Origin of the sequence: Thalassovita sp. (genome assembly GCF_963691685.1) — a bacterium.
GTDB lineage: Bacteria > Pseudomonadota > Alphaproteobacteria > Rhodobacterales > Rhodobacteraceae > Thalassobius.
This window is the reverse complement of sequence record NZ_OY829290.1, coordinates 2231803-2258270: the sequence shown is the minus strand read 5'-3', so window position 1 is coordinate 2258270 and position 26468 is coordinate 2231803. Positions and strand designations below refer to the sequence as shown.

At 56.0% G+C, this 26468-nt stretch carries 19 protein-coding genes, 1 tRNA gene and 4 pseudogenes; 9 read left to right on the top strand and 15 right to left on the bottom strand.

Annotated features, from left to right (window positions below; genetic code table 11):
• Positions 1-90 precede the first annotated feature (90 nt).
• The 3 genes from ACORLH_RS11025 to ACORLH_RS11015 all read left to right on the top strand — a co-directional run bounded on the left by ACORLH_RS11025 (position 91) and on the right by ACORLH_RS11015 (position 7403).
• Complete coding sequence (locus ACORLH_RS11025) at positions 91-651, top strand: YcbK family protein (protein ID WP_321832712.1); 561 nt, start codon at positions 91-93, stop codon at positions 649-651.
• Positions 652-921: 270 nt separating this feature from the next.
• The gene (locus tag ACORLH_RS11020) at positions 922-1665 is read left to right on the top strand and encodes a hypothetical protein (protein WP_321832711.1); all 744 of its coding nucleotides are present in this window, start codon (positions 922-924) and stop codon (positions 1663-1665) included.
• A complete protein-coding gene (locus ACORLH_RS11015) occupies positions 1662-7403 on the top strand; it encodes an autotransporter outer membrane beta-barrel domain-containing protein (RefSeq protein WP_321832710.1) in 5742 nt (1913 codons plus the stop codon). Before ACORLH_RS11020 ends, ACORLH_RS11015 begins: the two co-directional genes overlap by 4 nt.
• A 71-nt stretch (positions 7404-7474) precedes the next feature.
• On the opposite strand, the gene ACORLH_RS11010 is transcribed toward ACORLH_RS11015, so the two are convergent.
• The 3 genes from ACORLH_RS11010 to ACORLH_RS11000 form a co-directional block, all read right to left on the bottom strand.
• Positions 7475-7924: a hypothetical protein gene (locus ACORLH_RS11010; protein WP_321832709.1), complete on the bottom strand. Its 450-nt coding sequence runs from the start codon at positions 7922-7924 to the stop codon at positions 7475-7477.
• Between the two features lie 1038 nt (positions 7925-8962).
• On the bottom strand, positions 8963-9310 hold the full coding sequence (locus tag ACORLH_RS11005) for a hypothetical protein (protein ID WP_321832708.1): 348 nt from the start codon (positions 9308-9310) through the stop codon (positions 8963-8965).
• Positions 9311-9971: 661 nt separating this feature from the next.
• Positions 9972-10412: a hypothetical protein gene (locus ACORLH_RS11000; protein ID WP_321832707.1), complete on the bottom strand. Its 441-nt coding sequence runs from the start codon at positions 10410-10412 to the stop codon at positions 9972-9974.
• A 791-nt stretch (positions 10413-11203) separates the two neighbouring features.
• Between ACORLH_RS11000 and ACORLH_RS10995 the strand changes: the two genes are divergently transcribed.
• A complete protein-coding gene (locus ACORLH_RS10995) occupies positions 11204-12748 on the top strand; it encodes a phospholipase D family protein (protein WP_321832706.1) in 1545 nt (514 codons plus the stop codon).
• 213 nt (positions 12749-12961) lie between these two features.
• Positions 12962-14164, top strand: coding sequence for a trypsin-like serine protease (locus tag ACORLH_RS10990; RefSeq protein ID WP_321832705.1), 1203 nt, complete (start codon positions 12962-12964; stop codon positions 14162-14164).
• 15 nt (positions 14165-14179) lie between these two features.
• Here ACORLH_RS10990 and ACORLH_RS10985 read toward each other — a convergent pair.
• Positions 14180-15460 (bottom strand): annotated as a pseudogene (locus ACORLH_RS10985) (IS3 family transposase).
• Positions 15461-15587: 127 nt separating this feature from the next.
• On the opposite strand from ACORLH_RS10985, the gene ACORLH_RS10980 reads away from it, so the two are divergent.
• Both ACORLH_RS10980 and ACORLH_RS10975 read left to right on the top strand, forming a co-directional pair.
• Entirely contained in the window at positions 15588-15728 is a 141-nt protein-coding gene (locus tag ACORLH_RS10980) for a hypothetical protein (protein ID WP_321832704.1), read from the top strand.
• Between the two features lie 6 nt (positions 15729-15734).
• On the top strand, positions 15735-16256 hold the full coding sequence (locus ACORLH_RS10975; protein WP_321832703.1) for an ATP-binding cassette domain-containing protein: 522 nt from the start codon (positions 15735-15737) through the stop codon (positions 16254-16256).
• 164 nt (positions 16257-16420) lie between these two features.
• Here ACORLH_RS10975 and ACORLH_RS10970 read toward each other — a convergent pair.
• Positions 16421-17046, bottom strand: a pseudogene (locus ACORLH_RS10970) (transposase).
• A gap of 391 nt (positions 17047-17437) precedes the next feature.
• Between ACORLH_RS10970 and ACORLH_RS10965 the strand changes: the two are divergent.
• Both ACORLH_RS10965 and ACORLH_RS10960 read left to right on the top strand, forming a co-directional pair.
• Positions 17438-18466: a PstS family phosphate ABC transporter substrate-binding protein gene (locus ACORLH_RS10965; RefSeq protein ID WP_321832702.1), complete on the top strand. Its 1029-nt coding sequence runs from the start codon at positions 17438-17440 to the stop codon at positions 18464-18466.
• 234 nt (positions 18467-18700) lie between these two features.
• Complete coding sequence (locus tag ACORLH_RS10960; protein ID WP_321831369.1) at positions 18701-19171, top strand: BLUF domain-containing protein; 471 nt, start codon at positions 18701-18703, stop codon at positions 19169-19171.
• 19 nt (positions 19172-19190) lie between these two features.
• Here the strand turns inward: ACORLH_RS10960 and ACORLH_RS10955 are convergent.
• The 10 genes and pseudogenes from ACORLH_RS10955 to ACORLH_RS10910 all read right to left on the bottom strand — a co-directional run bounded on the left by ACORLH_RS10955 (position 19191) and on the right by ACORLH_RS10910 (position 26463).
• Positions 19191-19796 (bottom strand): annotated as a pseudogene (locus ACORLH_RS10955) (transposase).
• Between the two features lie 183 nt (positions 19797-19979).
• A pseudogene (locus ACORLH_RS10950) lies at positions 19980-20958 on the bottom strand (IS3 family transposase).
• A gap of 161 nt (positions 20959-21119) precedes the next feature.
• Positions 21120-21196, bottom strand: a tRNA-Arg gene (locus tag ACORLH_RS10945).
• A 94-nt stretch (positions 21197-21290) separates the two neighbouring features.
• Positions 21291-21623, bottom strand: a complete 333-nt coding sequence (locus tag ACORLH_RS10940; RefSeq protein ID WP_321832701.1) for a hypothetical protein — start codon at positions 21621-21623, stop codon at positions 21291-21293.
• 118 nt (positions 21624-21741) lie between these two features.
• Entirely contained in the window at positions 21742-22962 is a 1221-nt protein-coding gene (locus ACORLH_RS10935; RefSeq protein ID WP_321832700.1) for a cysteine desulfurase, read from the bottom strand.
• The gene (locus ACORLH_RS10930) at positions 22963-23541 is read right to left on the bottom strand and encodes a YIP1 family protein (protein ID WP_321832699.1); all 579 of its coding nucleotides are present in this window, start codon (positions 23539-23541) and stop codon (positions 22963-22965) included.
• Positions 23531-24025, bottom strand: a complete 495-nt coding sequence (locus ACORLH_RS10925; protein ID WP_321832698.1) for a YIP1 family protein — start codon at positions 24023-24025, stop codon at positions 23531-23533. The genes ACORLH_RS10930 and ACORLH_RS10925 overlap by 11 nt, the downstream gene beginning before the upstream one ends.
• The gene (sufD, locus tag ACORLH_RS10920) at positions 24025-25308 is read right to left on the bottom strand and encodes a Fe-S cluster assembly protein SufD (protein WP_321832697.1); all 1284 of its coding nucleotides are present in this window, start codon (positions 25306-25308) and stop codon (positions 24025-24027) included. Before sufD ends, ACORLH_RS10925 begins: the two co-directional genes overlap by 1 nt.
• Positions 25308-26063: a Fe-S cluster assembly ATPase SufC gene (sufC, locus tag ACORLH_RS10915; protein WP_058241997.1), complete on the bottom strand. Its 756-nt coding sequence runs from the start codon at positions 26061-26063 to the stop codon at positions 25308-25310. The genes sufD and sufC overlap by 1 nt, the downstream gene beginning before the upstream one ends.
• A gap of 85 nt (positions 26064-26148) precedes the next feature.
• The gene (locus ACORLH_RS10910; protein ID WP_058241996.1) at positions 26149-26463 is read right to left on the bottom strand and encodes a heavy metal-binding domain-containing protein; all 315 of its coding nucleotides are present in this window, start codon (positions 26461-26463) and stop codon (positions 26149-26151) included.
• Positions 26464-26468: the final 5 nt, after the last annotated feature.

Here is a 26468-nt window from a genome sequence, read left to right as displayed (position 1 = left end):
ATGTAATATAGCGCCTGCATCTGGGGATGAGATGGCAGGCCTCGCGTAACATCGCGGGCAACACAGGTAAGCGACAGGACGGGCGCTAACATGACGAATACGACTTTGACGCGGCGGGCGGTGCTCGGCGCGTTTGCGGCAACAACCTTGACGGCCGCACCAACCTTTTCCAAAGCCGCAGGGTTCCTGCGTGGCTCCGGCGACATTCGGCGGATCAAAATGTATTCCGGCCGCACCGGCGAACGGATCGACATGATCTATTGGATCGAAGGTAAATACATCAAAGACGCTCTGAAAGAGGTGAACCACTTCATGCGCGACTGGCGCACGAATGATGTGACCTCGATCGATGCGCGCACCATCGACATCATGGCAGCCGCCCACAATCTGATGGATGTGAGCGAACCCTATATGCTGCTGTCGGGCTACCGTTCGCCCAAGACCAACGCGATGCTGCGGTCCAAATCGCGCGGCGTGGCCAAGAACTCGCTGCATATGAAAGGTCAGGCCGCGGATCTGCGTCTGCAGTCCCGCTCGGTCACGCAAATGGCCAAAGCCGCAGCGATCTGCAAAGCAGGCGGTGTTGGCCGCTACTCCCGCTCGAACTTCGTGCATATGGATTGTGGCCCGGTTCGCACTTGGGGCCGTTAAGGCACAGTCTACCAAAAACTGCTTTTCTCAAGACCCGCCTTTTGGCGGGTTTTTTGCTGTTTGGCGGGCCTGAAACTATCCAAATCGCCCCATTTTTTATGGCTGAAGCTGCCTATCAAATGCACCTAAAAAACCCACTGTCAAAGTTTCGCCGGATACAGTCACAGAGTTGTCAGGAGGCTGTGAGTATGCTTTTTTGAACAAAACGGGGCATTTGCAGGTCGCGTAGTTGATTTGACGCGATTATTTTGGGGGACAGGAATGGTTTTCTTGGGCAAATTTTTCGGCAGCACAAAGCGTATGGCGGCTGTCGCAACAACACTTGGCAGTCTAGCATTCGCAGTGCCAGCACCGGCAGATCTGTCGCTGGTCTTCTCCCCAGACAATATCGGGCCAGGTGGCCAGTCCACCGCGACCTTTACGCTGAACAACACAACAGGCGGCCCGCTGTCTGAATTGGCTTTCTCGTTGAACCTTGGGGCCAACGTCACTGTTGCAGGCGCCCCGGCAATTGACAGCAACTGTAATGGCACCCTGACCGCCACCGGCGGCGCATCCACCATCTCCTTCGCGGATGGCGGGTTGGGTATTGGCGAGAACTGTACAATTTCGGTGCAAGTCCTGGGTGGCGCCACCAATGGCTTAAACACTTTGACCACCTCGCAACTGTCGTCTGATGCCGGAGATCAGGGCGATGCGACGGATGATCTGACAATTTCCGACAGTTTGCTCGGATTCAGCAAGGCATTCGCCCCCACATCCGTGGCGCTTAACGGCACCACGACGATGACCTACACCTTCGACAATACCGCGAATGGAACCAATGTCCTAAGACCGGCCTTTACTGAAACGCTCCCGACAGGTTTGGTATTTGCCTCACCTGTTAACGCTGTAACAGACTGTTCCGGCCTAGCGGGTTCGCGGCGCAAGTTAACGCCGGCCTGTCCTGCACCGTATCCGTTGACGTGCAAGCGCAATCTGTCGGATCGTTTACAGCGACTTCCGGTGACTTGAGTTACCTCAATAACGTGGGTTTCCCGCAAACTGGGGGCAAAGCCTCCGCCGAGCTGACCGTCACGGCGCCCCCCTCTGGCGCGCCGTCGCTGACCCAGGTGTTTTCCGGCGACCCGGCAACGGGGGGTGAAACCGTTACCCTGTCCTTCACGCTGACAAACACGGATCCAACAAACCCGGCGACGTTGATCACCTTCACTGAGGATTTCGATACCCCGCTGAGCGGAACCACCCTGTTGGCAGACGTCACGGATCCCTGTGGCAGTGGCTCATCGATCACCGGTGCCGGCACCGGGACCATGACCTTCGCAGGTGGTTCGTTGGCAGCCCGCTCGCAGTGTAACTTTGATGTCACCGTGCAACTGCCCGCCAGCCCAACCGCTGGGGACTATCTGTTCACCAGCTCCACCGTTCAGGCCGAGGTCAATGGCGACACCGTCTTTTCGGCCGCAGGTGCCAGCGACACGCTGACCGTCAGCGATAACCCGACACCGACCGTAAGCCTGAGCATCACGGACGTTGCCGATCTTGCTGTTTCGGGCGAAGCCACCGCCACTGTAACCCTGAACAACACCGCCGGTGTTGACGCCACTTCGGTCGGCTTTAATCTGCCTCTGACGCCTACGCTCACCAGTTCAATCAGCGTCAGCGTTCCCGTCGCTCCGGTTGGCGACTGTACCCTGGGCACTGCGTTTACTCAGTCCCTCAGTGGTCAAACCATCCTTTCCCTGACAAACGCAACGATTTTGGCGAATAGCAGTTGTAGCTTTGATGTGACCATCACCCTGCCCGGCGATCACCCTGCCGGGGATTTCACCCTGACGATTGATGAGCTGACCGGCACCATCGGCGGCGGCTCCTTTGTGGGTGCTGGTGCGTCTGATACCTTCTCGGTCAATGCAGGTATCGCCGATGTGTCGATGCGCAAAAGCTTTGACAGCTTTGGCATTCCGGGTGGCACTGTCGGCGTAACCTATGAGCTGAGCAATCGCTCGCTGCTGCCTGTTACGGATATTGGCTTCACCGACGCCATTGTTGCCGCAGTCGCGGGTTCCACCGGGTTCGCTGTTGACACCAACACCTGTAACGGCACGGCAACTGGCGGGTCGTCCCTGACCGTTTCGGGTGCTTCAATGGCCGCCAGCGGTTCCTGTGAGATCACCGGCACGCTGACACTTGGCGCCGGGGTTGCCGGGGGCGATTACCTCAGCACGACCAGCGATATCACAGCCACGCTCGACGGCTTCTCCGCCGCGACCATCGGCAATTCCGCGGCCTCCGCCACTCTGGAAGTGCAGGAAATCTCGCTTGATTTTGCCTTTGACGATGACTCGGTTCTGCCAGGTCAAAACTCTACAGTCTCAATCACACTCACCAACAACGGCTCCGTTGCAGCGCCAATCACCAACATTACAGTTGGCCTGTCACCGATCAATTTCAGCGCTGCTTTTGTCAGCACTCTTTCCAATACCTGTGGTAGCAGCGAAGCGCCGGTAACGGGCTTCATTGCCTATACTGGCGGCTCAGTGCCTGCTGGCAGCTCCTGCTCTATCCAAGCTGAATTCAGTGTGCCCAACTCGGCAACGCAACAAGACGCGCGGGTCACTGCAGCCGCAAACGTGGGCACAGTTCTTAGCCAAGACGACATCATCCGTGTAGGTGGTCCTTTGCCTGATGGCGGCACCCTGTCGCTGACCAAAGCTTTTGTGGATGCGTCGGTTGAAGAAGGTGCAAACACTGATGTGACCTTCACGATCACCAATGAATCGGCAGATCTGGCGGTGAACACCATCGTTTTCAGCGATGATCTGGACGCGTTCCGTAGCGGCACCACCTTGGTCAGTACCGTCAGTGACACCTGTACGGCAACTGGATCGGGCCCCGGCGCAAGCGTCATCAACTTCTCCAACATCAATCTGGCCGCCGGTGCCAGCTGTGCGATCACGGTGCGTCTTGCGATGGATGTGACCGGGGATCTGGGTGATTTCACCAACACCACCAGCACGATCAGCGGTGATGTGTCTTCGGTAACCGTGACCGGCACGGCCGCATCTGACAGCATCCTGGTGCAGTCCAACGTTGCGCCAACCTTCACCAAGACCTTCCCCTCGGGCTCGATCAATCAGAACGGTCAGACCACGGTGGAATACACCATCTCTATGCCCGTCGCTCTGGGATCGTTTAACCAGCTGACCTTTGACGATGCGCTTGGTTCCGCAATCAGCGGCGCAACCCTGGTCTCTGTTCCCAGCAATGGCAGCTGTGGCGCCGGTTCGCAGTTTGGTGGCACCGGCACTGACACGATGACCATGCGGTTTGGGGGCCTGTCGGGCGGCGAAAGCTGTACCTTCACCGCCACCATCGGCATCACCTCCGCGCCGGAAGGATCCGTGACCAGCACCTCGGGTGATCTGTTCAACGCAACCACCGCATTGGTTGCCGGTGCGTCGGCATCGCTGACCGTCAATCCCGCGCCGCCGGATCTGGCCATTGCCTTTGCCGCCAATCCGGTTGCGGAAGGTCTGTCCTCCACTTTGACCTACACGATTGATGCCTCAACGATCTCAACCGCGATCAGCGGTATGGGCTTCACCAACACCCTGCCGTCGGGCATGGTGCTGGCAACACCGACAAGCGCAACAAGCACCTGTGGTGGCACGCTGACAGCGGTTTCGGGCAGCAGCAACGTATCCCTCACCGGGGGTGCGCTGGCGGCAAATGGCACTTGCGCCATCTCGGTTGACGTGTTTGCCGCAACCCCTGGCGCCTATGCCAACACCACCTCAGTGCTGAGCACAAACCTTGGTGATGGCGCGGCCGGCAGCGCGACGCTGACCGTCAATGCAGCGCCGCAGCCACCATTTGCCCAAGCCTTCGCACCTGACAGCATGCAGGAAGGTCAAACCTCAACCCTGACCTTCACCATCGACAACTCAGGTGCCTTTGTTGAGGCAAACACCATGGCCTTCACCAACAACCTGCCCTCAGGTCTGGTGATTGCCAGCACGCCCAACATCACCAACACCTGTAATGGGACGCCGACTGCGGTTGCATCCTCCTCGGTTGTCAGCCTCGCGGGCGGCACCGTGGCGGCTGGGGCCACCTGTACGCTGTCGGTTGATGTGACCTCTGTCACCGCCAACACCTACGTCAACCTCAGCGGTGACCTGACCACGAACCTGGGCAACAGCGGCACCTCGACCGACACGCTGACGGTCACTGCCACGCCGGTGCCCACCTTTGCACAGGTCTTCTCCCCCGACAGCATGCTGGAAGGGGCGGTTTCCACGCTGACTTACACCATCGACAACTCGGGCGCGTTCATTGCGGCGACGGCGCTGGATTTCACCAACAACCTGCCTTCAGGTCTGGTGGTTGCCGGCACCCCGAACGTCGTGAACAGCTGTAGTGGCACGGTCACCGCGGTTGCCAATTCCGCTGTGATCAGCCTCACCGGGGGCACGGCGGCAGCGGGCGCAACCTGTACGCTGTCGGTGGATGTGACCACCGTGTCTGCGGCGAGCTATGTGAACACAACCGGCGACCTGACGTCGAACATCGGCAACAGCGGCACCTCCTCGGATTCGCTGGCAGTCAACGCCCCGCCGGTCCCGCCACTGGCCAAAACCTATACGCCCTCCACCGTCACCCAGGGTGAAGTGACCACCGTGTCCTTCAGCATCGACAACTCGGCCGCCTTGCTGCCGGTGACTGCGGTGAATGTGACCGATACCTTTGCCGCCAGCATGACCGTTGCGACCGTGGCAAACACTTCGATCGGGGCAAACTGTGTGGGCGGGACGCTGACAGCGGTGCCCGGCACCACCTCGGTGACCTATACCGGCGGGTCGGTGACAGCGGGTCAGACCTGTACCATCAGCTATGACGTTGTCGCGCTGAACACCGGGGCCCTGGCCAATACGCTGACCATGACCTCGTCGCTGGGGCCGAATACCGCGCCTTCGACACTGACAGTGAACCCGGCCCCGGCCCCAACGATCACCCATGCCTTCGCGCCAAGCTCGATCGAACAGGACGATTTCAGCACGCTGACCGTGACCATCGACAACTCAGCCGCCTTTATCGCAGCTGGCAGCCTTGGCCTGCAGGGTGATCTGTCAGCGGCGGTTCTGATCGCCAATGACGGGGCCGCCCGCGTGCCGACCAACAGCTGTGGCGGTACATTGCTGGCGCCTAACAACTCCAACCGGATGCAGCTGTCGGGCGGCAACATCCCGGCACAGGGCAGCTGTGTGATTACCGTTGATGTGACCTCGTCCACCATCGGCAACTTCACCAACACCCTGAGCGGTTCGACCAGCACATTGGGGGCCAGCACCCTGCCCGCCCCTGCCGCGCTGGAGGTTGTTGCCCACACCACCGCCGAAGTGACCTTTGAGGTGGCAACGGACACCGATGGTGACTTTGGGTTCGCATCTACTGAAGCAGCCTTTACCTTCACCCTGACAACCAGCTCAGGAGAAGGCACCGAAGGTCCGATCTCGGTCGATGCAGGCAGCTATTCGGTGGCTGTTTCGGCCCCCAGCGGCATCGGCATCACCGCGATGAGCTGTAACGACAGCGACAGCACCGCAACGCTGGATGGCAGCACCTTCTCACTGGTGCTGGCCGCGCGGGAACAGGTCACCTGTACCGTCACCAGCCGTGAAACGCTGCAGCGTACCGTGGACACGATCCACAACTTCCTGCATCGCCGCAGCACGCTGATCCTGGCCAACCCGCCCAGCCGGTCCCGCCGTCTGGATCGGATGAACTCGGCCGGTACGGGTGGTCAAACGCTGAGCTTCGCACAGGGCGACATCCTGTCGATGCTGCCGGTGGACTTCGATCCGATGGCCGTCAGCTCGGGCAGTTTCTCGCTCAGCAGCTCGCTGCAGCAGGCCCGCGAAGCCCGTGCCATGGCGCTGCTGGCGCATGATCCCTACAAGACCAACATGTTTGTTGAGAACTCCAAGTGGGATCTGTGGTTCGAAGGCAGCTTCAGCAAGTTTGAGGGCAGCTCGGACTCCGAAGGTCACTTTGGCATCGCCTATATCGGTCTAGATTACGTGGTCTCACGCGATCTGTTGGTCGGGGCATTGGTGCAGTTTGACCAGATGGAGGACAGTTCCGAAATCAACGGCTCCAGCGTAGAGGGACGTGGCTGGATGGTTGGTCCCTATGTGACCGCCCGTCTGCGCGACAACCTGATCTTCGATGGCCGTTTCGCCCTGGGCAAATCGACCAACGATATCTCGCCCTTCGGCACCTACACTGACACGTTTGAAACCAGCCGCGTGCTGATTGAGGCCTCGCTCAGCGGGCAGTATCTGGTGCAGGGTTGGACAGTGTCGCCAAACGTGTCGCTGGCCTATCTGCATGAGAAGCAAAAGTCCTACGTCGACAGTCTGAACGTCACCATCCCGGCGCAGACCGTCAGCCTTGGTCAGCTGCGCTTTGGTCCCAATGTGTCGCGCCGCTTCACCCAACCCGATGGCTCCAGCTTTGAGCCTTTCGTATCGCTAGACGGCATCTACACCTTCGGCTCCAGCGATGACATCGTCTCGGCCGAAGCCACAAAAGAGGCCGAAGGGCTGCGCGCCCGGGTTGAGGCAGGCTTCACCACCACAAATGAGCACGGCACGCAGCTGAGTGTCCGGGCCAATTACGATGGTATCGGCCTGTCGGACTTTGAAAGCTACGGGGTCTCAGTCAAGCTGAACATCCCGCTGCAATAAGCCAAAACCATCAGCGAAAAGGCCCGACAGAACGGCGGGCCTTTTTCGTTGCAGCAGAGGTTTCTACGGCCTCAGCCACGTGGCAATAGGTCGAACTCCAAAGCGCTGAGCTTCTCAGTACAGATCGGCTCCACCGCCAGAAATAGCGTGCAATCCGCCAAGCTGGGTGAGGTCATCGAGATGAAATAGCGGTTCAGGTTCCACTGACCGGTATAGGCCTGGCCCACCTCTTTGCCAGCGCGGTTTGGACTGAAATAGGCCAGCATCAATGGCTGGGCGTCGGGGTTCGGCAATCCTTTCGCATAGCCCGCGATACGGCTCTGCAGCAGCCTCAGATCTTCTTTGTTGATGTCACAGGCCGTGACAAGCGACAGATCCATAAGAAACCGAAAACAGCTTTGGTACTTGGCTTGAGCTTCCAACTCATCAAACACCAGCTTCACATCATCAACACGATGCACGCCTTGATAGCGGATGAAACACACCTGCTGCGTGGGGGTAAAATGAACCAACGCTGCCATGGGCCTCCTTTCCGGATCTGCCTGTTTCACGCGCGGATGCTCAAAGATTAGACAGGATTATCAGGGCGGGCAAACAACTTATGCAGCTTTTTGCAGATAAACCAACAAGGAAGCGGGAAAGTGATCAACGTTACAATGCTTCACGAGAACCCATGCAAAACATGCACGCAGAACACGTGTATCACCGATCTTGTTGTCGTCATGTCTGCAATGAGAGAGTGGCGCACCCATGAGGATTCGAACCTCAGACCTCTGCCTTCGGAGGGCAGTTACATAGCGTTTGTTCGTGCTATATTCACCTTATAGTCCTGGTTTCGTTCGCTTTCAGTTCATTTCAAATCGGCAGTAACTGTTACGCGTAACAAATATGAATGCGCGGCTGCGATTCGGCGGTTTGCCAAATGTCAATCGCAAGAAAGCTCCGCCCGGGGCTGACCGGACGGGGCGACAGGGAGGTCTGCACAGCCCCTTAGGGCCGAGGCTACCGACAGGCTCCTTTTGTTGATTGGGGGATGGTGGCGTGCGGCCACCAGCGCATCAGTCCATCGCGGGCAGATCAATTTGACGACAACCACTCAGGCTGCGGTTGCCAGCGGCGGCGCATTTCGACGGGATGCCCGCCGCAGGACGTGCAGCGGTAGCGCCGGAAATCTGCTTCGGTGAACTGCTCAATCCAAGCCGATTCGCCCTCACGCTCATACAGCGTGACCTCTCGCCCGCAGCGACAGATCAGATATAGGGCCGTCGCTAGGAATTCTGAACTCAGCCATGGGCCGGATGTAAGCTGAAGCAGACAGGCAGACGAGTCAGGTGGGACCGCCCAGAGCTTCCAGTGCCTCAGCTGCCTGAAGGCGAGTCGACGCCCCATGATGCTCACGCAACTTGCGTTACCATACGGCCCAGGTCAGGCAACGCTCTTCATCGAACACTTTACACAACACAGCGCCTAACAACTTGATCTAACACGATGGCATGGCTTCGTACTAATCAAGGTCTATCGGGATGAGCGAAACGAGCCTTTTCGTCTTCTTAACTCTATTAGAAATCGCACCGCTCAAGCTGGGTTACTGAGTTTTCGCCGATAGCGAACATCCTCGTTTGGTCTGATGCCTGCGTGATAATCATAAGGCGTCTGCTCATTGATCCTGCCTCCATCCAGTCGCCACGACAAACCACGTCAAATAGTGTTGCCTCCATATCACGAACTGATACCGGATTCGTTAGCGTGCATGTCTCTTCGCAGGTATCATAAGTGCCTGAGCCCAGCGGTATTTGCGCGCCGATACAGTCATCAGCAGGATAGCACCACCCCTCTAGGTCTTGTGCACTTTCAGCCCCGGAAACCAAACCGGCTCCAAAAATTCCACTAATTAGAAACTTACGCATACCGACTTCTCCACAAATTTTACCGCCATCCCACAAGTTGGGTAACTTCTGAAGTAAAATTCACCCGAACCCCAAGGCTGGACAAGCTTTTTGTGCTCTGTGCAGCGTCAGCGATCGCTCACGCTGCTGGAACAGGCCGCATCAGGCCGCGACGCCAGCGTGTCAGGCGCAGCGGCGGCATTTTCAGCGCAGCGGGAAGAGAGGTCTTGTCGCTATTGTTCGTTTTGACCGAGGATCTCCGTCATGCGAATGAATGAAGCGCTCACAATCATCTCATGGTGGCGCGGATGGAGCGCACCATCGAACCGGATTCCGTACCCGGTATGAAAGAGCTTGAAGCAGTGCAGGAAGCGGACTTTGCAAAGTTGTGCGAAGAGCCCTTATTGACCAATGCTGCATCCTGCGCGGACGTCAGAACTGCGCAGATTGCGACCTTTGCAAAATCTGCCCTTAGGCGAGGGAACATAGCTCGCGATAGCTGCGTCGCCGCATAAAAAGCGGTCATTGATGAGAGTTGCAGCGAAAGTCGGGGGTTGAGTGCAGCTATGCTGGACAAACTCGCCTTTTAAAGCGTTGCATTGAAGGTCTGTTTCCGGGACGACTGCGCCATCCATCAGCGCGTGGTCAAAACGCCTTGAATTGAACTTATGTCAAATTTGGATCAATTCGCCAATGTTGCCATCAGAACATCAAGTGTTTCTTCTGGCTGCCCCAAAAGGGCGAGCCCCTCGGTTTCAGTATCTTGGACCAGCGGTACAACAGAGCTTATATCGATCCAGGACCTTACGAACATAGCACTCAAGTTTCGACTTATGTTCGTAGGTGCGATGTATACGACAAGCGATTGCAAATCAGATCGAACAAGCCGTTCTGTTAATCGGGCCTGCATATCCATAAACTGAACGTAATCTTTTTCGAAACCAGTGACCTCGGTCATATCGACCAGTTGTTTTTGGCCCGCGACATAGTCTGGATGCGAAACGTAGGCTTCTGTTGCAACTGACGTATCGTGGACAGCAACGTTGCCAGAGTATCGGACTACAACAAGGCCACGCTTGGGGAAGATTGTAAATTCTACAGGCATAACTTTTTCTAGATTCATCTGGCTGGCGCCAATGCACGCGCCCCCCATAGCTGTTCACTGAAGCAGACATCACAGCTTGTTGGAGACCTTTATTCGTAGCCCAGCATCGATTATTTTGGACCCAATCCGGAAATTAGGCAATCCCTGACCGCCAAACTCGCTGCTGTCAGGTCCCAAGGACGGCTGAGCGGGACAAACCTGCCGTTCCGCCTTCAGCACCAAATAATCTATTCTAGTCCAAATCAGACATGTCCGTTCACCAAATCATGCGAAGAGTTGCCTTTTTCAACGGTTGCGAAGGTATAGCTTAGATTTGGCTAAAGCGGCCACTTAGACACTGCCAGAGTGGCACCCACTCGCTTTGCCAATCACCAAGGGCCGCAATGTGCCGTTCCTTCAACTGTTTAGCATGTTCGTATGACTTCAAGCCAGCGAGGCTGGAGTGAAGCTGAACAACCTCCAGCCATTCCAATTCACCCCTGTGGTAGCCCGGGCCGCGCCTGAGAGCGTCTTGTATCGGCGGCCCTACTACTCAAAGCCCTTCGGCAAAACTGTGTCGGCGTGTTCGACGCCATTCCATTCTCGGACCAGCTAGGTGCCCAGTAAAAGAAGTAGAAGGCGGACATCAACTGACTGGTTTCGCCGGGATTAACCTCAGTTGCCAGCGTATCCAGCGTCCGCGGGATGTCACGGCCCATTTAGCCATTGGCACCCGTTTGATTTGATACGGACCGGGAACGAGTGGCTTGTGAATGAGGCCAAGGCCATGCAAACTTTTCAATCCAATTGTCCACACAGGAGTGAGGCCCATGCGGTTGTTGCGTTTTTTGTTGAAGACCCTTGCCATACTGACGATCGCCATTCTTGTCTTGCGGTGGACCCACCCCCTGCCTGAACGTCCCAAAGGGGATGCGGCCGTCTCCGCACCCGCGGAGGACGACACTCGTCTGGGACAAGCTCTTCTGCCACTGATCATCACCAACCCGGATAGAACCGGAGTAATTCCGATTGCCGACGGTCGGGATGCACTTGTCGCGCGCATCTTGCTTGCCCGCGCGGCGAGCGAAACGATCGATGTCCAATATTACATCTGGCAAACTGATACGACCGGATGGCTTTTGCTGGACGAATTGCGCAAAGCGGCAAAGCGCGGCGTGCGTGTGCGCATGCTGCTCGATGACAACGGGATCCCAGGGCTTGACAACGTTCTGGCCGATCTCGCCGCGATGGAAAACATCGAAATCCGTCTGTTTAACCCCTTCACGATGCGGAAGCCGAAACTGGTATCGTATGTGTTCGACTTCTTTCGTCTGAACCGCCGGATGCATAACAAATCAATGACTGTGGACGGGCTTGCTACGGTTATCGGGGGGCGCAACATTGGCGACATCTATTTCGCTTACGGCGAGGGCACCGCATATTTCGATTATGATGTGCTGGCTGTTGGTCCTGGTGCGGCGTCGGTGTCACAAAATTTCAATGACTACTGGACCAGCGGATCCTCTTACGACGCGCTGGACATTCTGGCACCCTCAAATGACGGAATTGCAGAGATGGACAATGCTGTTGCCTTGGCGGCACAAAGTGCACGCGGCTCTGAATATGCAAAAGCGCTGGACAATGCCCCTGTCATATCGGGCCTCATAGCTGGAGAGGACCTGCTGGAGTGGACCACGGTCAAGCTGTTCAGCGACGACCCGGCCAAAGGTCTTGGACAGGCCACAAGCGGGGATCTGCTGATCACACGCCTGACACAGGCCATGGGTCAGCCGAAGCGCAGTCTCGATCTCGTCTCTGCCTATCTTATCCCGGGCCAAGTCGGAACTGCGCTGTTTCAGGAATTCCTTAGCAACGGCGTCAAAACCCGTCTTGTTACTAATTCCCTTGAGGCTAACGACGTTCCAATTGTCCATAGCGCCTGGAAAGGCTATCGGAACCAACTGGTTCGTGCAGGGGCCGATGTGCTGGAGCTTCGGGCGCGCCCCGGACAGCCTGACACTTCCTCGCTGACACAGATCTTGACCAGCTCTCAGTCCAGCCTGCACGCCAAGACGTTTGCCGTGGATGAAGAGCGGATCTTCATCGGGTCGTTCAATTTTGATCCGCGGTCCGCTGCGCTGAATACGGAGATGGGGTTCCTTGTCGACAGCCCAACAATTGCCCGCTCGTTGTCCGTAGCACTTGACGAGTCACAGGTTTTCTATCGTGTGTTTGAGGACAAAGATGGCAAAATCCGCTGGTCTGGGACAGAGGATAAAGCGCCGAAAGAATGGATGGTTGAGCCGAACACAAGCGTCTTCCAACGCACCCTTGTCAACATCATGAGCTATCTTCCGCTTGAATGGATTTTGTAACAAAAATGGTCAAAACTACTATGAAACAGTGACTTGAGTGGTTTTCCCGGACCCGAATTTTTTGCAAACCTCACGCAGACTGAGGTGCTTTTAAAGCTGACGCTGTGCATATGAGCAGGATTAGGCTTAACAGAAATGACCTGATGTCACGCAATATTGTACGGGGGGGAACCGCGCCCAATATACCTGGGGTGTTACCGAGGAGTTAAGAACATGATGTTACGAAACTTGGTCTATGGCGCCCTTGTGTGCTGGTGTACGCCTGCGTTTGCGATAATTGATGGCGTCAAAGCGGACGTGGATGCGTATCGTTCTTATGTATCAATCCGCGCCACCAGCCCTTTTCCCAGCCAGAACGGTAAGGAAATTAACGCCTGCGGCGGTACGTTGATTGCCCAGAAATGGGTTCTGACTGCTGCCCATTGCTGGCCTTCCTACGAAGCGGCCCTCACAGGAGATGAGCCCGTCTTTGTCGGCGTGAACCTTGGCCCGGATGGGCTTTTTGAACAGAAGCTGCGCATCGTGGACTATGTTCTGGCGCCCACCAAGCTCGGCTATGAAAGGCTCGACGCGGCTCTTTTGGAGCTAGAAGAGGATGCAACACGCTACGGCGCACAGATCGCCAGCGTTTTTAAAGGCACCCTTGCGATTGGAGTACCAACAACCACAGTCGGCCTCGGGCAAGGCCACGAAGGCGAACCGCTTTTGTACTATGAGTCCCGATTGACCAACTCCGATCTATGCGATTCACCGCGTGTGGATTACGACGGCCGGCATGACTTTTGCGTAGGCATTCCCGGGTCCACCCAACGGGCCGGCTATGGCGACTCCGGCGGGCCATTGTATATCCTCGGAGGGACCGATGGTGATGAATACCAAGTGGCCGGTATCGTCAAAGGCGGCGTCAAGGCGAATGCAACCGGCATCGAAGAGACAGAAAATATCAGGTATACAGATGTTAACAAACTGCAGGATTGGATCAGTGCGACGACCGGCTGTACATTTCGAACAAGTCAAAATGGGTCTTCGATTGAAGGTGAACTGATCTGCTCCAGTTCCACACCCGATGCCCTTTTGACCGGGACCTATTGGAAAATCAACACAATATTTGGAAATGAGATTGGCGCGATCAATAACAAGCGTGTGCCACAAGTCATTTTCCGCGGTGGCGACACCAACACACTGATGGCCACTGTGGGATGCAACCAGATCACGGCCAGCTTCACGCAAGAAGAGGGCTTCCTGTCCATCGGCCCTGTACAAGCAACCAGAATGGCTTGTTTCGGTGCTGTGGAAAAGGCAGAAAACGACCTGATTAGCCTGCTAGACCGAGCCGCACGTTATAAGATCCATGGCGATACCCTTATGATTTTCGGCTCTGGCGGCAACCTTCTGGCCGAACTATCCGCAGTTTGAGGTGCCCCTAGTATCCTAGACACCTGCCTTTTCCAGTTTGAGCTGTCTCTCTTCAAAGTCAACCATTGCCGGAAACACATGCAAAGCATGTGTGAGAGGGGGCGACAGCATGCCGTTGTTCGTGTGCTTGCGTTTTGGGTTGTAGAACAGCTCGATGTATTCAAAGACATCGCGTCGCGCTTCCTCGCGGGTGCGGTATTTTCGCCGCCTGACTTTCTCCCGCTTCAAGAGCTGAAAGAAACTCTCGGCCACTGCGTTGTCATGGCAGTTGCCCCTGCGGCTCATCGAGTGTTCCAGATTGTGGTCGCGTAGGAAGGCGGCCCATTCTCTGCTTGTGAATTGCGCGCCCTGATCAGATTGGATTAACAAACCTGGACCGGGCTTGCGTCGCCAAATAGCCATCCATTGCCCGGCAGTGCATTGCGCAGCAATGTCACGAGAGGGAGCAAAGCCTGTACGGCAAGTTCCGAAGTCTGACGCGATTGAACGGCCCAGCCGACCACACGGCGAGAGAACAGGTCGATGATCACACAGAGATACGCAAAACCTTCGTGCGTTCTGAGATAGGTGATATCCGTTACCCAAGCGCGATCCGGGACGTCGACCGTGAACTGGCGATCTAGCGTGTTGTCAACCACGACGGAGGGCTTGCCGCCATACATTCCAGGCTTCTTTTTGTATCCGATCTGCGCCTGAATGCCCGCAAGGCGGGCCAGACGGGCAACGCGGTTCTCAGATACAGCCTCGCCCATGTCGACCAGGTCGTCATAGATTTTGCGGTAGCCGTAAATCGATTTTGCGGTAGCCGTAAATCTTGCCACTCTCGTTCCAGGCGTCTTTGACCAGCTTGGTTTGACGCTCATCTTCCAGAGAACGATGGCTTAGCGGTTCCTTAACCCATGCATAAAAACCGCTGGGATGGACGCCCAGCATTCGGCACATGGGCCGCGTTTTGAATCGATCCTGATTGGCCGCGATGAAGGCGTACTTCACCCATTGACCGGCAGCACATGTTTACATGTGCGAGAGGGATGCATCCTTCGCGAAGTACGCCGCCGCTTTTTTTAAAATATCCCGCTCCTCCGTAACTCGGACCAACTCCTTCTTGAGCCGTCTAACCTCAGCCTCCTGATCGGTCAGGCGTTGCGGCTTCGAGAATTTAGCCATCCACGTGTACAGCGACTTGGTGCTGATCCCGAGCCGTTCAGCCACCTCTTTGACCGAATAGCCGCGCTCCGTGACTTGCGCCACCGCGTCGATCTTGAACTCATCCGAGTAGCGAATTTGCCCTGACATTTGCATCGTCCTTTGCTTCCAAAATTACCAAGCAAAGCGTCTACAAATCTAGGGGCACCTCATTTGATACTTTCGAAAAAGTACGAAGCAAACCGGAAGTTCAAGCTGTATATTCTGGAGGTACGAAATGACCGCGCTTCTGGAAATTGACAACCTGACCGGAGGGTATCGCGACACCAACGTGCTGTTCGACGTCTCAGCCCGAATTGAAACGGGCAGTGTTCTGGGAGTCTTCGGTAGAAACGGCGTTGGCAAAACTACCCTCTGACGGCTGGTGCAAGGTAGGCTGATCGCAGGTGCAGGTGACATCCGATTAGAGGGAAGCTCTGTCGGCACGCTACCCGTGTATGCCCACCGCGAACTGGGTTTCGGTTACATGCCGCAAACATCCATGGTGTTTGATGATCTGACGGTCAGGGAGAACCTGAATCTGAGCTCCAATCGCGAAGCACCGGATCGGTATTTCGAACGGTTTCCAAGACTGGCGGAACGGATGGACCAACCTGCGGCCACCATGTCGGGCGGGGAGCGGAAAATTCTGGCCTTTGTCCGAACCATGATCGAAGACACCAAGCTGATCGTCCTTGACGAACCGTCAGAGGGTGTCCAGCCGGAGAACATCAACCACATGGCCGATTGCCTGAAGGAACGGGCGGCGGCGGGGGGCGGTGTTCTTTTGTGTGAACAGAACCTGCCCTTTCTGACCAGCATTTCTTCTTGGTATCTTGGATTGGACGCGGGAACGGTTGTTCTGGACAAACCGGCCAATGAGGTGTCGGGTGCGGATTTGAGGTAGATTTTAAGCTTGTAGTCGGGACCGGCCTCGATTCCGGTCGATTTGAAAAGAGCTGACGCAAAAAACCGGTCATTCGTTTTGTCTGCGGCCATTGGCACAAAGGGGCGCTATACCGCAGTTCGCTGCAACCGGCTCGAATGGCTGCTGCCAGTCCAAAGCGGAGATCAACCAGCGCCTCTAGGCTCCAGCCTGATTGATTTTCGCAGCCAGAAGATGACGGTTGCGACGAGGGCGACGGCCGTGAGGAAGACCACCGGACATCTGTCGTCGCGTGTCGCGACCCGGCGCCAGTCCTTCAGCCTGCAGAACATGATTTCGATGCGGTTGCGGCTTTTGTAGCGGCGCTTGTCGTATTTGACGGGCTTTCCGCGCGTCTTGCGGCTCGGGATGCATGGCTTGATCCCCTTGTCTTTCAGGGCGTCGCAGAACCAGTCCGCGTCATATCTGCGATCTACCAGAAGCCATTCGGCCCGATCGGCCGACAGCGCCCCCCCTTCTTGCCGCGCATGCTTGACGCCGTGCGGTGGGCTTTGAGATAGGTCGCGTCTATCATGATGGTCTTCTGATCTGCCGCCTCAGCGGCCAGTCCTTCGAAGATCCTGGCGAACACGCCCATCTCGCTCCAACGCTTCCAACGATTGTAAAGCGTCTTCGGTAGGCCGTATTCCTTCGGCACATCTCACCATCGTAACCCATTGCGATTGGATAAGACTATCCCGCTAAGAACGCGCCGGACATCGACACGCGGCTTGCCATGGCTCCTCGGAAAGTAAGGTTGAAGCCGCGCCATCTGCTCGTCGCTTAGTCAGAAAAGATTGCTCATGATGCCCCCATTTTTGCAGGCACGTGAATCACGCAACCAAATCAGCCGCAAGCTGATTAATGGGTCCTGAGCTTAAGGCAGTGCCCAGATTGCGAGGGCTAGCACACATTGGTCAGCCATCATTACATAAAACCACTCTCCCCGGAGTATAGTCCATTGAGGTTCAAGACCGTGGTGATTGAAATGATACAAAATATATTTTGTTTAAAATCAGTAACTTAAATTGAAAATCATAAAGATGCAAATATAATATATAAATTATCACGAACTTATAGCGTACTGTTAAATCGAGATATTGTTTCTCACAAAATATATTCGAGCGTGGCCGCTCAAAACATGAAAGCACTGGAGTAAGGTAATGAATGTTAAGTTTATGATCGCTGTTGCGGCAGCGTGTTCCGCTACTGCATCGCAGGCCGAGGAAGCGTTGCTAAGAATTTCGGGATCCACCACTGTCTATCCCTACGCAGTTATGGCAGCTGATGTTTACGTAGAGGAAAAGTCCGCGATTTATCCAGAAATTGAGGGGATAGGCTCTTCGAAAGGGATTGCGAAACTTTGTAATGGCCAAGTGGAGCCAGCAATTGATATTGCTATGGCTTCGCGGCGCATCAAGGAGAAGGAACTAGCTGCATGCGCCGAGGCGGACATTGGCCCCCTGCTGGAGGTTAAATTCGGTTTTGATGGCCTTGTGCTTGCCACACACTCAGACATCAACCAGTTGACGTCCGTGCAGCTCTTCAGAGCTCTCGCACCAATCGTTAATGATGGCTCTGGTCTCGTGCAAAACTCAACAACCCACTGGAACCAAACCGACAGTACGCTTCCAGAAGTCCCAATTTCGGTCATTCTACCCGATGCTTCTCATGGAACACGGGAAATTTTTGACAAGAAGATTATGCTAGATGGGTGTCGGAAAACCGGTGTATTTGAGCAATTATTGCTCAAGGTGGAAGGAAACAAAAAGGAAGCTGCGAAACTTTGCACTCGTATTAGAGCAGCTCCTTTCACTACTGAACCTGAGGGTGGTAGCAAAGCTGTCTGGGCATCACTGACAGGTTCGCAAACTGCAATTGGTTTGGTCAGCTTTGGTATCTACAGTGTCAATAGTGATGATGTAACAGCCGTATCCTTCAACACTGAGGAACCAACAATAGAAAATATTGCAGATGGCTCGTACCAGCTGTCTCGACCACTCTTCTTTTACCTTAGTGACAGCTCTAAAATTTCCAAACCATCGGTAAGCAAATATGTCAAAACAGTGCTTTCTGACGAACTATCAGGTGAGAATGGGTTTTTCACCCATTTTGGACTTATTCCGGATCCAAGCCTCGCACAAAACAGGAAAGATTTTGAGGATGGTGTTGGCCTAGGAGTGAACTTTTAGGAGCGAAACGAGTTTCTTGAATCTACAGATACCGGAATAATTATTCGGTCCTTTAGAATGTGTTTGTGCTGTCTGACGATCTCACTGGGATCGTCAGATATTCCGAAAGTTTCAAGTTGCGCACCAAAATGTAAACGACTTTAGGTCGGGTAAATAGATCTCAAAAATAGGGATAAACTTTTATGCCCGTGACAAATTTGAGAAATAAAAGCTATTACACAAAAGGTGAACCTAATGAAGATTGAAAACTATCGCTTAGTATATTGCAGTGTGGCGAAGCACTCGATTGGAGAAGCTGAAGACCAAGCCATTGTGTCAATATCTGAAAAAAACAATAAGAAATGTGGTGTCCGGGGCGTTTTACTTAGGTCTGAGATGGGCTACACTCAAATATTAGAGGGAAGCAGGCCCGCAGTACGCGCAACATTTTTAAGAATTTCGAGGGACCGTCGGCATCATTCCTTAAAAATATTTTCAGAATGTTGGTCAGAAGTTGTGCTTTTTAAAACATGGGGAATGAAATATATTAAAATTCCAGAAAGATACCTGAATAATCGGAGTGTGAGGGCAAAGAGCAACATCTCATCTGATCACCTGTCGATCGCAACGCATTGCGCGATACATGCCAACTTCGGAATCGCTGAGATTTCTTCACATTTTCAAAAGATGCGCAGGGAGCTCTCTTCCAGACAAGAACAGTCCTAGGCTCCAGCCTGATTGATTTTCACAGCCAGAATATGACGGTTGCGACGAGGGCCACGGCAGTGAGGAAGACCACCGGACATCTGTCGTCGCGTGTCGCGACCCGGCGCCAGTCCTTCAGCCTGCCGAACATGATTTCGATGCGGTTGCGGCTTTTGTAGCGGCGCTTGTCGTATTTGACAGGCTTTCCGCGCGACTTGCGGCCCGGGATGCATGGCCTGATCCCCTTGTCTTTCAGGGCGTCGCAGAACCAGTCCGCGTCATATCCGCGATCTACCAGAAGCCATTCGGCCCGATCGGCCGACAGCGCCCCCCCCTTCTTGCCGCGCATGCTTGATGCCGTGCGGTGGGCTTTGAGATAGGTCACGTCGATCACGATGGTCTTCTGATTTGCCGCCTCAGCGGCCAGTCCTTCGAAGATCCTGGCGAACACGCCCATCTCGCTCCAACGCTTCCAGCGATTGTAAAGCGTCTTCGGTAGGCCGTATTCCTTCGGCACATCTCACCATCGTAACCCATTTTGATTTATGAAGATTATCCCACTAAAAACGCGCCGGTCATCGACACGCGGCTTGCCACGGCTCCTCGGAAAGTAATGTTGAAGCCGTGCCATCTGCTCGTCGCTCAGTCAGAAAAGATCGCTCATGATACCCCCGTTTTTGGGGGCACGTGTGTCACGCAACCAAGTCAGCCTCAAGCTGATTAATGGGCCCTGATCCTAAGTGGCCCAGTTTGATTGTTGGTGCACTATTGGCTTGAGCTGCTCCCCTTGTTCGGACCACCCGACTGGAGATTTTCCAGGGGTTGAGGCTCAGGGCGTATTCCTCACCTCTGAGCCATTCATCAGCTTGATCGGAGGATTGTTTCCGATTGCGCTGTGAGGGCGCACTTCGTTGTAGTCCCTACGCCACTCCTCCATTTTTGATGGGGCATCGTCAAGGCTCATGAACCAATGCGCACTCAAACACTCAGCTCGGAATTTGCCGTTAAAGCTCTCGGTGTGGGCGTTATCTGTCGGTTTGCCTGGCCGAGAAAAGTCCAGAATGACGCCACGCTGGTAAGCCCAAAGAGCTAGGTCACGGGAGATGAACTCCGATCCCTGAGCAACACGAATGGACTTTGGGATAGCCGACCTTCCCGCATATGCGCTCAAGTGTATGGACAACATCTTCGCCACTGTTGCTGAACCTCGGATCAGTCGCAGGCGAGAACCGCGAGAAGGTATCGACGGTGGTCAACACTCGGATTTTGCGTCCTGTGACCAGCTGATCGTGTATAAAGTCCATTGCCCAACTCTCATTGCTTTACGAAGCTTCCACACGATTCTCCCGAAGCTTGGCTTTGACCCGACGTTTCGGCGTTTTGTTCCGTAGTTGCAGGCCCATTGCGTTGTAGACACGGTTGACACGCTTGGCGTTCACCAGCCACCCTTCGCGCCGCAACAGCAAGTGGATGCGCCTATAGCCATAGCGCACTCGTGTCTCTGCAATCTCTTTGATACGCGTCTTGAGTTCGGCCTGCTCGTCGCCGTGCGACTTGTAATGGTAGGTCGAGCGATGTGCCTGCAACACGACACGGGCACGCCGGCTGCTAGCGCCTCAAACAGCGCGGAGCTGATCGACCAGTTCTCGGCGACGGGCAGGCCTCAGTCCGGCATTCTTCCTGCGCCAGACATAAAACGTAGCCTCCGCAATCCCAGTCTTGCGACAGACTTCAGCGATGCTCATGCACTCTTCGACTTGCTTCAACACAAACGCAATCTGCGCTTCCGAGAACTTGCTCTTCTTCATGAAACTCTGCTTCTCCCGCTCGCGGGATCATAATTGGAAAATTCCAGCTTAGGACGGTCCAGTTTTTAGGCAGCAGGTCAATGGATGGGGTGTCAAGAACGTGAATTTGTTACGCGTAACAGATACGCGCCGCACTGAATTTTGCTAAATCCTTGATTTTGTGGCGCACCCATCAGGATTCGAACCTGAGGCCTCTGCCTTCGGAGGGCAGCGCTCTATCCAGCTGAGCTATGGGTGCCTGAGGTCTGATTACCGCAAGGCAAATCGGGGTGCAATCGGTAACCGGTGTTTGCCTGCATGTTTTTTCACCCCGAGTTCATGGCCTTGTCGCTTCAGCGTGTGGCGCAGATCACCACGTAGTGTTTGTTGCGGCGGGAGCTATCGATCGTTGAAATCTCAACAATCCGCTTAAGTCCAAAGCCGGATTGGCGGCAGGTGGTGCGGGCGGTGCTGCGCACATCTTCGCTGCTGCGGCGGCTTTCCATTTCCAGTGTAAAAACAGCGGCGTCGCAATCTGTACAGCGGTAGACGCGGTTCACATCATTGCCGCGAACGGTGCGTTCGATGCCAACCTCGGACTGGGAAAATGCAGCGCCGCCTGCCAGACAGGACAGCCCGATGGACAGGGCAAGGGCGCCGCGGCGCAGTGGGGTCAGTTTGAACATGATCTTCTCCGGTTCTGAATAAGGACGCTGTCACAGATAGGGTCGCCCCAGCGCAAAGAACATGCCCAGCAAAAAGGCGGGCCAAAACCCGCCTGTTTCAATCCTTTAACAGCGAAGATCAGCCGAACAGATCGTTTGCCAGTTCCAGAGCTTCAACCAATGTGTCGACCTCTGCCCGGGTGTTGTACATCGCGAAAGACGCCCGGCAGGTGGCTGATACACCCAGGTGATCCATCAGCGGCCCGGCGCAGTGATGGCCGGCACGCACGGCGACGCCCTTTTTGTCAAGGATGGTCGAGATGTCATGAGCATGTGCCGCACCTGCCATGGTGAAGGAAAAGATCGCCGCCTTGCCTTTGGCCCGGCCCTGCAGGTGCAGCCAGTTCAACCCGTTCAGACGTTCGCTGGCATAGGCCGCCAGATCCGCCTCATGGGCGGCAATCGCCTCCATCCCCACATCCATCATGTAGTCCAGCGCCACGCCCAGACCGATGGTCTGGACGATGCCCGGCGTGCCGGCCTCAAACTTCATCGGCGGATCATTGTAGATCACAGCCTCTTTGCTGACCTCTTTGATCATGTCGCCGCCACCAATGAAGGGGCGCATTTCGGCCATGCGCTCTTTCTTCACAAAGATCGCACCGGAGCCGGAGGGGCCATAGAGTTTGTGACCGGTGATGGCGTAGAAATCACAGCCGATCTCTTCGACGTTGACGGGCATATGTACCGCGCCTTGCGATCCATCAACCAGAACCGGCACACCTTTGGCGCGGGCGCCGTCACAGATCGCTTTGACGTCAACCACCGTGCCCAAGACGTTGGAACATTGGGTGACTGCAATCAGCTTGGTCTTGGGGGTGATCGCATCCAGCACCTTTTGCGGATCCAGATTGCCTGAGGCATCCACATCGACCCATTTGATCACCACACCCTGACGTTCGCGCAGGAAGTGCCAGGGCACGATATTGGCGTGGTGTTCCATCACCGACAGGATGATTTCATCGCCTGCTTCCATCCGCGGCATGGCCCAGCCATAGGCGACCATGTTGATGCCTTCTGTGGTGCCGGAATTCAGGACGATCTCATCTTCATCCTTCACGCCCAGGAATCGCGCGATGATGCCGCGCACACCTTCGTATTTCTCGGTCGCGAGGTTCGAGAGGTAGTGCAGGCCACGGTGCACATTGGCGTATTCATGGGCATAGGCATTGGTGATCGCATCAATCACCACCTGCGGTTTCTGGGCCGAAGCGCCATTGTCCAGATAGGTCAGCGGTTTGCCGTTCACTTCACGCGACAGGATCGGGAAATCAGCACGGATTTTGGCGACGTCATACATTTAGACAGGTCCTACAGGGGCAATGCCCGCAAAAAGCAACAGGAAGGAGAGCGCGAAAGCCGCGCCCAAATGGCCAAGCAGCAGCAATGCAAAGCTTTTGCCCAGCGAGTCAAACCGGTGGGCTTCGTTCAGGAACACCACCAGCATCCAAAAGAAATAGAGTGAGAAGCCAAGGCTCAAGAGCGAGGCGAGCCCCGCGACAATCAGCCCCAGAACGCTGAGCACGGTCAAAACGATCAGCTGCACCGATTGCAGCCAGGTGACCACCACCAGCATCGCTGCCAGATTGCCCTGCCCGCCAAGGGCGCGGCCAATCCAGTCAAAGAGCAGGATCAATCCGGCAAACATGCCGCCGGTGGCCAGCGCGTAGCCGATCGGGTTGTTGGTGATCTGTGGCAGGATGCCGATCGGGGGCTGGAACGACAGGAACAGCCCGTAGACCATCGCGTTCAGCACCACGACAAGCGCCAGAATGCTCCACCAGACCTGTTGCGGCAGCCCCAGTGCCAGCACCCGAGGGGCCGCGCCTTTGGGATCGCGCAGGGTGTCCAGCGCCAGTTGTTTCAGTTCAGGCAGCATCCGTGCCTCCCCAATGGACCTTGACCAGGGCCCCCAGCCAGAACCACGCGAAGAGGCCGAACCACAAGATGCCCACCAGCGACAGGATTGTCGAGGCGCCGATGAACCCTGCCACCATGCCGTAAAACAGCATCACCGGGGTCGAGGCCAGGAGCGCCCAGAACAGCGCCAGACGTGAGCCATATGAGCTGCCTTTGCCGCCAAAGCCGCGCAGCACGATATGCACCACAAAGGCCATCACATAGAGAAACAGCGGCATGATGAAGACCCAGGCCAGCAAGGTGGACCCGAGGAGCATGTTCAGCTCCTGTCCTTCCAGATGCGCCTGCCGGGCCAGTCGCGGCCATTGCGCGATGAACACAACAAAGCAACCCGCCATCAGAATGGCCAGCGCCCGATCTTCGCGTTGCCCCATGGCAAGACGCCGGGCCACAACGCGGCCCGGCCCCTTATAGGTGGCGACGATATCTTGCGTCACCGACATCAGCCGCGCCGACGCTCCAGCCAGCCTTCCAGACGGGCAACGATTTCGTCACGCAGCTCTTCGGCTTCGATCTCTTCCACCGCTTCGGCCAGGAAAGCAAGAACCAAGAGGTCCGTCGCCTTGTCCACCGGAAGCCCGCGCGAACGCAGGTAGAACAGCGCGGTTTCGTCAATCGCCCCCGAGGTCGAGCCGTGCGAACAGGCCACATCATCGGCGTAGATTTCCAGTTCCGGCTTTGCCAGGAACTGGGCGTCATCATCGAGCAGCAGCGACTGACTGATCTGATAACCGTCGGTTTTCTGAGCCCCCTCTTTTACAAGGATCTTACCCTGAAAAACGCCGGTGGCGCCGTTGCGCAGCACCTTCTTGAACACCTGACGGCTTTCGCAGTTCAGTGCGTCATGGGTGATGAAGACGGTGTCATCGTGGTGGAAGTCATTGCCGTCACCCATGCAGGCGCCTGCAACATGCGCAATGGCATCATCGCCGGTCAGCTCAATCACATATTCGTTGCGGGTCATTACACCGTTTGCGGTCAGGGTGAAGGACTTGAACGCGCTTTCGGTGCCCAGACGGGTGAAGGTATGCGTTGCGGCCCGGCGCTCATGGTCGCGGCCCTGGGCGCGGACGTGGTTGAACTTGGCGTTGTCGGCAATCTCAACCTCCAGCACGTTGTTGAAACGTGCCGCGGCGGGACCATTTTCCAGCAGCGTCAGCTCCGCGCCCTCTTCCAGCTTCACCACGTGGTGCAGGATCGCATCCGAGGTTTCAGAGGCATGAATGTAGCACAGGTTCACCGGCTTGCTGACCTGACCGGTCACACGGATCACCAGACCATCGGTGGCAAAGGCGCTGTTCAATGCGGCCAGCGGACGATCGACAGGGGTCTGACCATTGGTTTCCAGCTGACCATACAGGTCTTTGGCCCAATGGATGTCCGGCAGATCGGCCAGACGGGTGATTTCCAGACCTTCGCCCGAAAGATCGTCGCTTTGCGCGGGGTCAAACACCCCATCCACAAAGGTCACACGCAGCGAGTCGATGGTGGAGAACCCCGGTGCTTCACCGGCGTCAAACAGCGCGGCAGGCACAGGTTCGGCCTGCACCAGCGTGTCAGGGCGGGTGTATTTCCAGTATTCGTCACGGCGGCCCGGCAGGCCCATCGCCCGCACGCGCCCCAGCGCGGCCTCACGCAGCTCAGTCAGCCACGCAGGACCAGCCGGCAGCGTCAGCGCTGCCAGACGGGCCTCGGTTGCGTCCAGTTTGGTTTGCGGCAGCGCCATTATGCTACCTCCGCCAGAATGTCGGCGTAGCCGTTTTTCTCAACTTCCAGTGCCAGCTCAGGGCCACCGGTTTTCACGATCTTGCCGTCTGCCATGATGTGCACGACGTCGGGTTTGATGTGGTCCAACAGACGCTGATAGTGGGTGATGACCAGGAAGGAACGGCCTTCGTTGCGCAGGGCGTTCACGCCTTCGGCAACCAGTTTCATCGCGTCCACGTCGAGGCCCGAGTCGGTCTCATCCAGGATGCACATTTTCGGCTCCAGCATGGCCATCTGCAGGATCTCGTTCCGCTTTTTCTCACCACCCGAGAAGCCAACGTTGACCGGACGCTTCAGCATGTCGGCGTCGATCTTCAGCGTTTTGGCTTTGGCGCGGACCACTTTCAGGAACTCGGCCGAGGACATTTCCTCTTCGCCGCGGGCCTTGCGCTGTGCGTTCACGGCGGTGCGCAGGAAGGTCATGTTGCCCACACCGGGGATTTCCACCGGGTACTGGAACGCCAGGAACAGGCCCAAAGCGGCGCGTTCTTCAGCCTCCATTTCCAGGATCTCTTCGCCTTCCAGCAGCGCTTCGCCGCCGGTGACCTCATAGCCGTCTTTGCCCGACAGCACATAGGAAAGCGTCGATTTACCCGAGCCGTTCGGCCCCATGATCGCATGCACCTTGCCGGTTTCCACGGTCAGGTCCAGACCTTTGATGATCTGCTTGTCCTCTTCTTCAAGTTTGACCTGCAGGTTCTTGATTTCCAACATTTTCGCGTTCCTTTTCCTATCTTCGGGGCGTCCCTTGGGACGCATCATTTCACGGTGTCGCGCGGCGGCGCGCACCTCAGTTCAGTTAATCCAGCACCACAGCCGTGCCGGAGGCCGACACCATCAACATGCTGTCGCCAATCACCTCATAATCCAGATCTACACCGACCACGGCGCTGGCGCCTTTGGTGGCGGCGCGCTCTTCCAGCTCACGCAATGCGGTGTCGCGGGCGTCCTGCAGCTTGCTTTCATAAGCGCCGGAACGGCCGCCGACGATATCAGTGATACCGGCAAAGAAATCCCGCACAATGTTGGCGCCGACGATGGCCTCGCCGACAACAATGCCGCGATAATCCACGATCTTACGGCCTTCGACCGCATTGGTGGTGGTGACGATCATGTTCT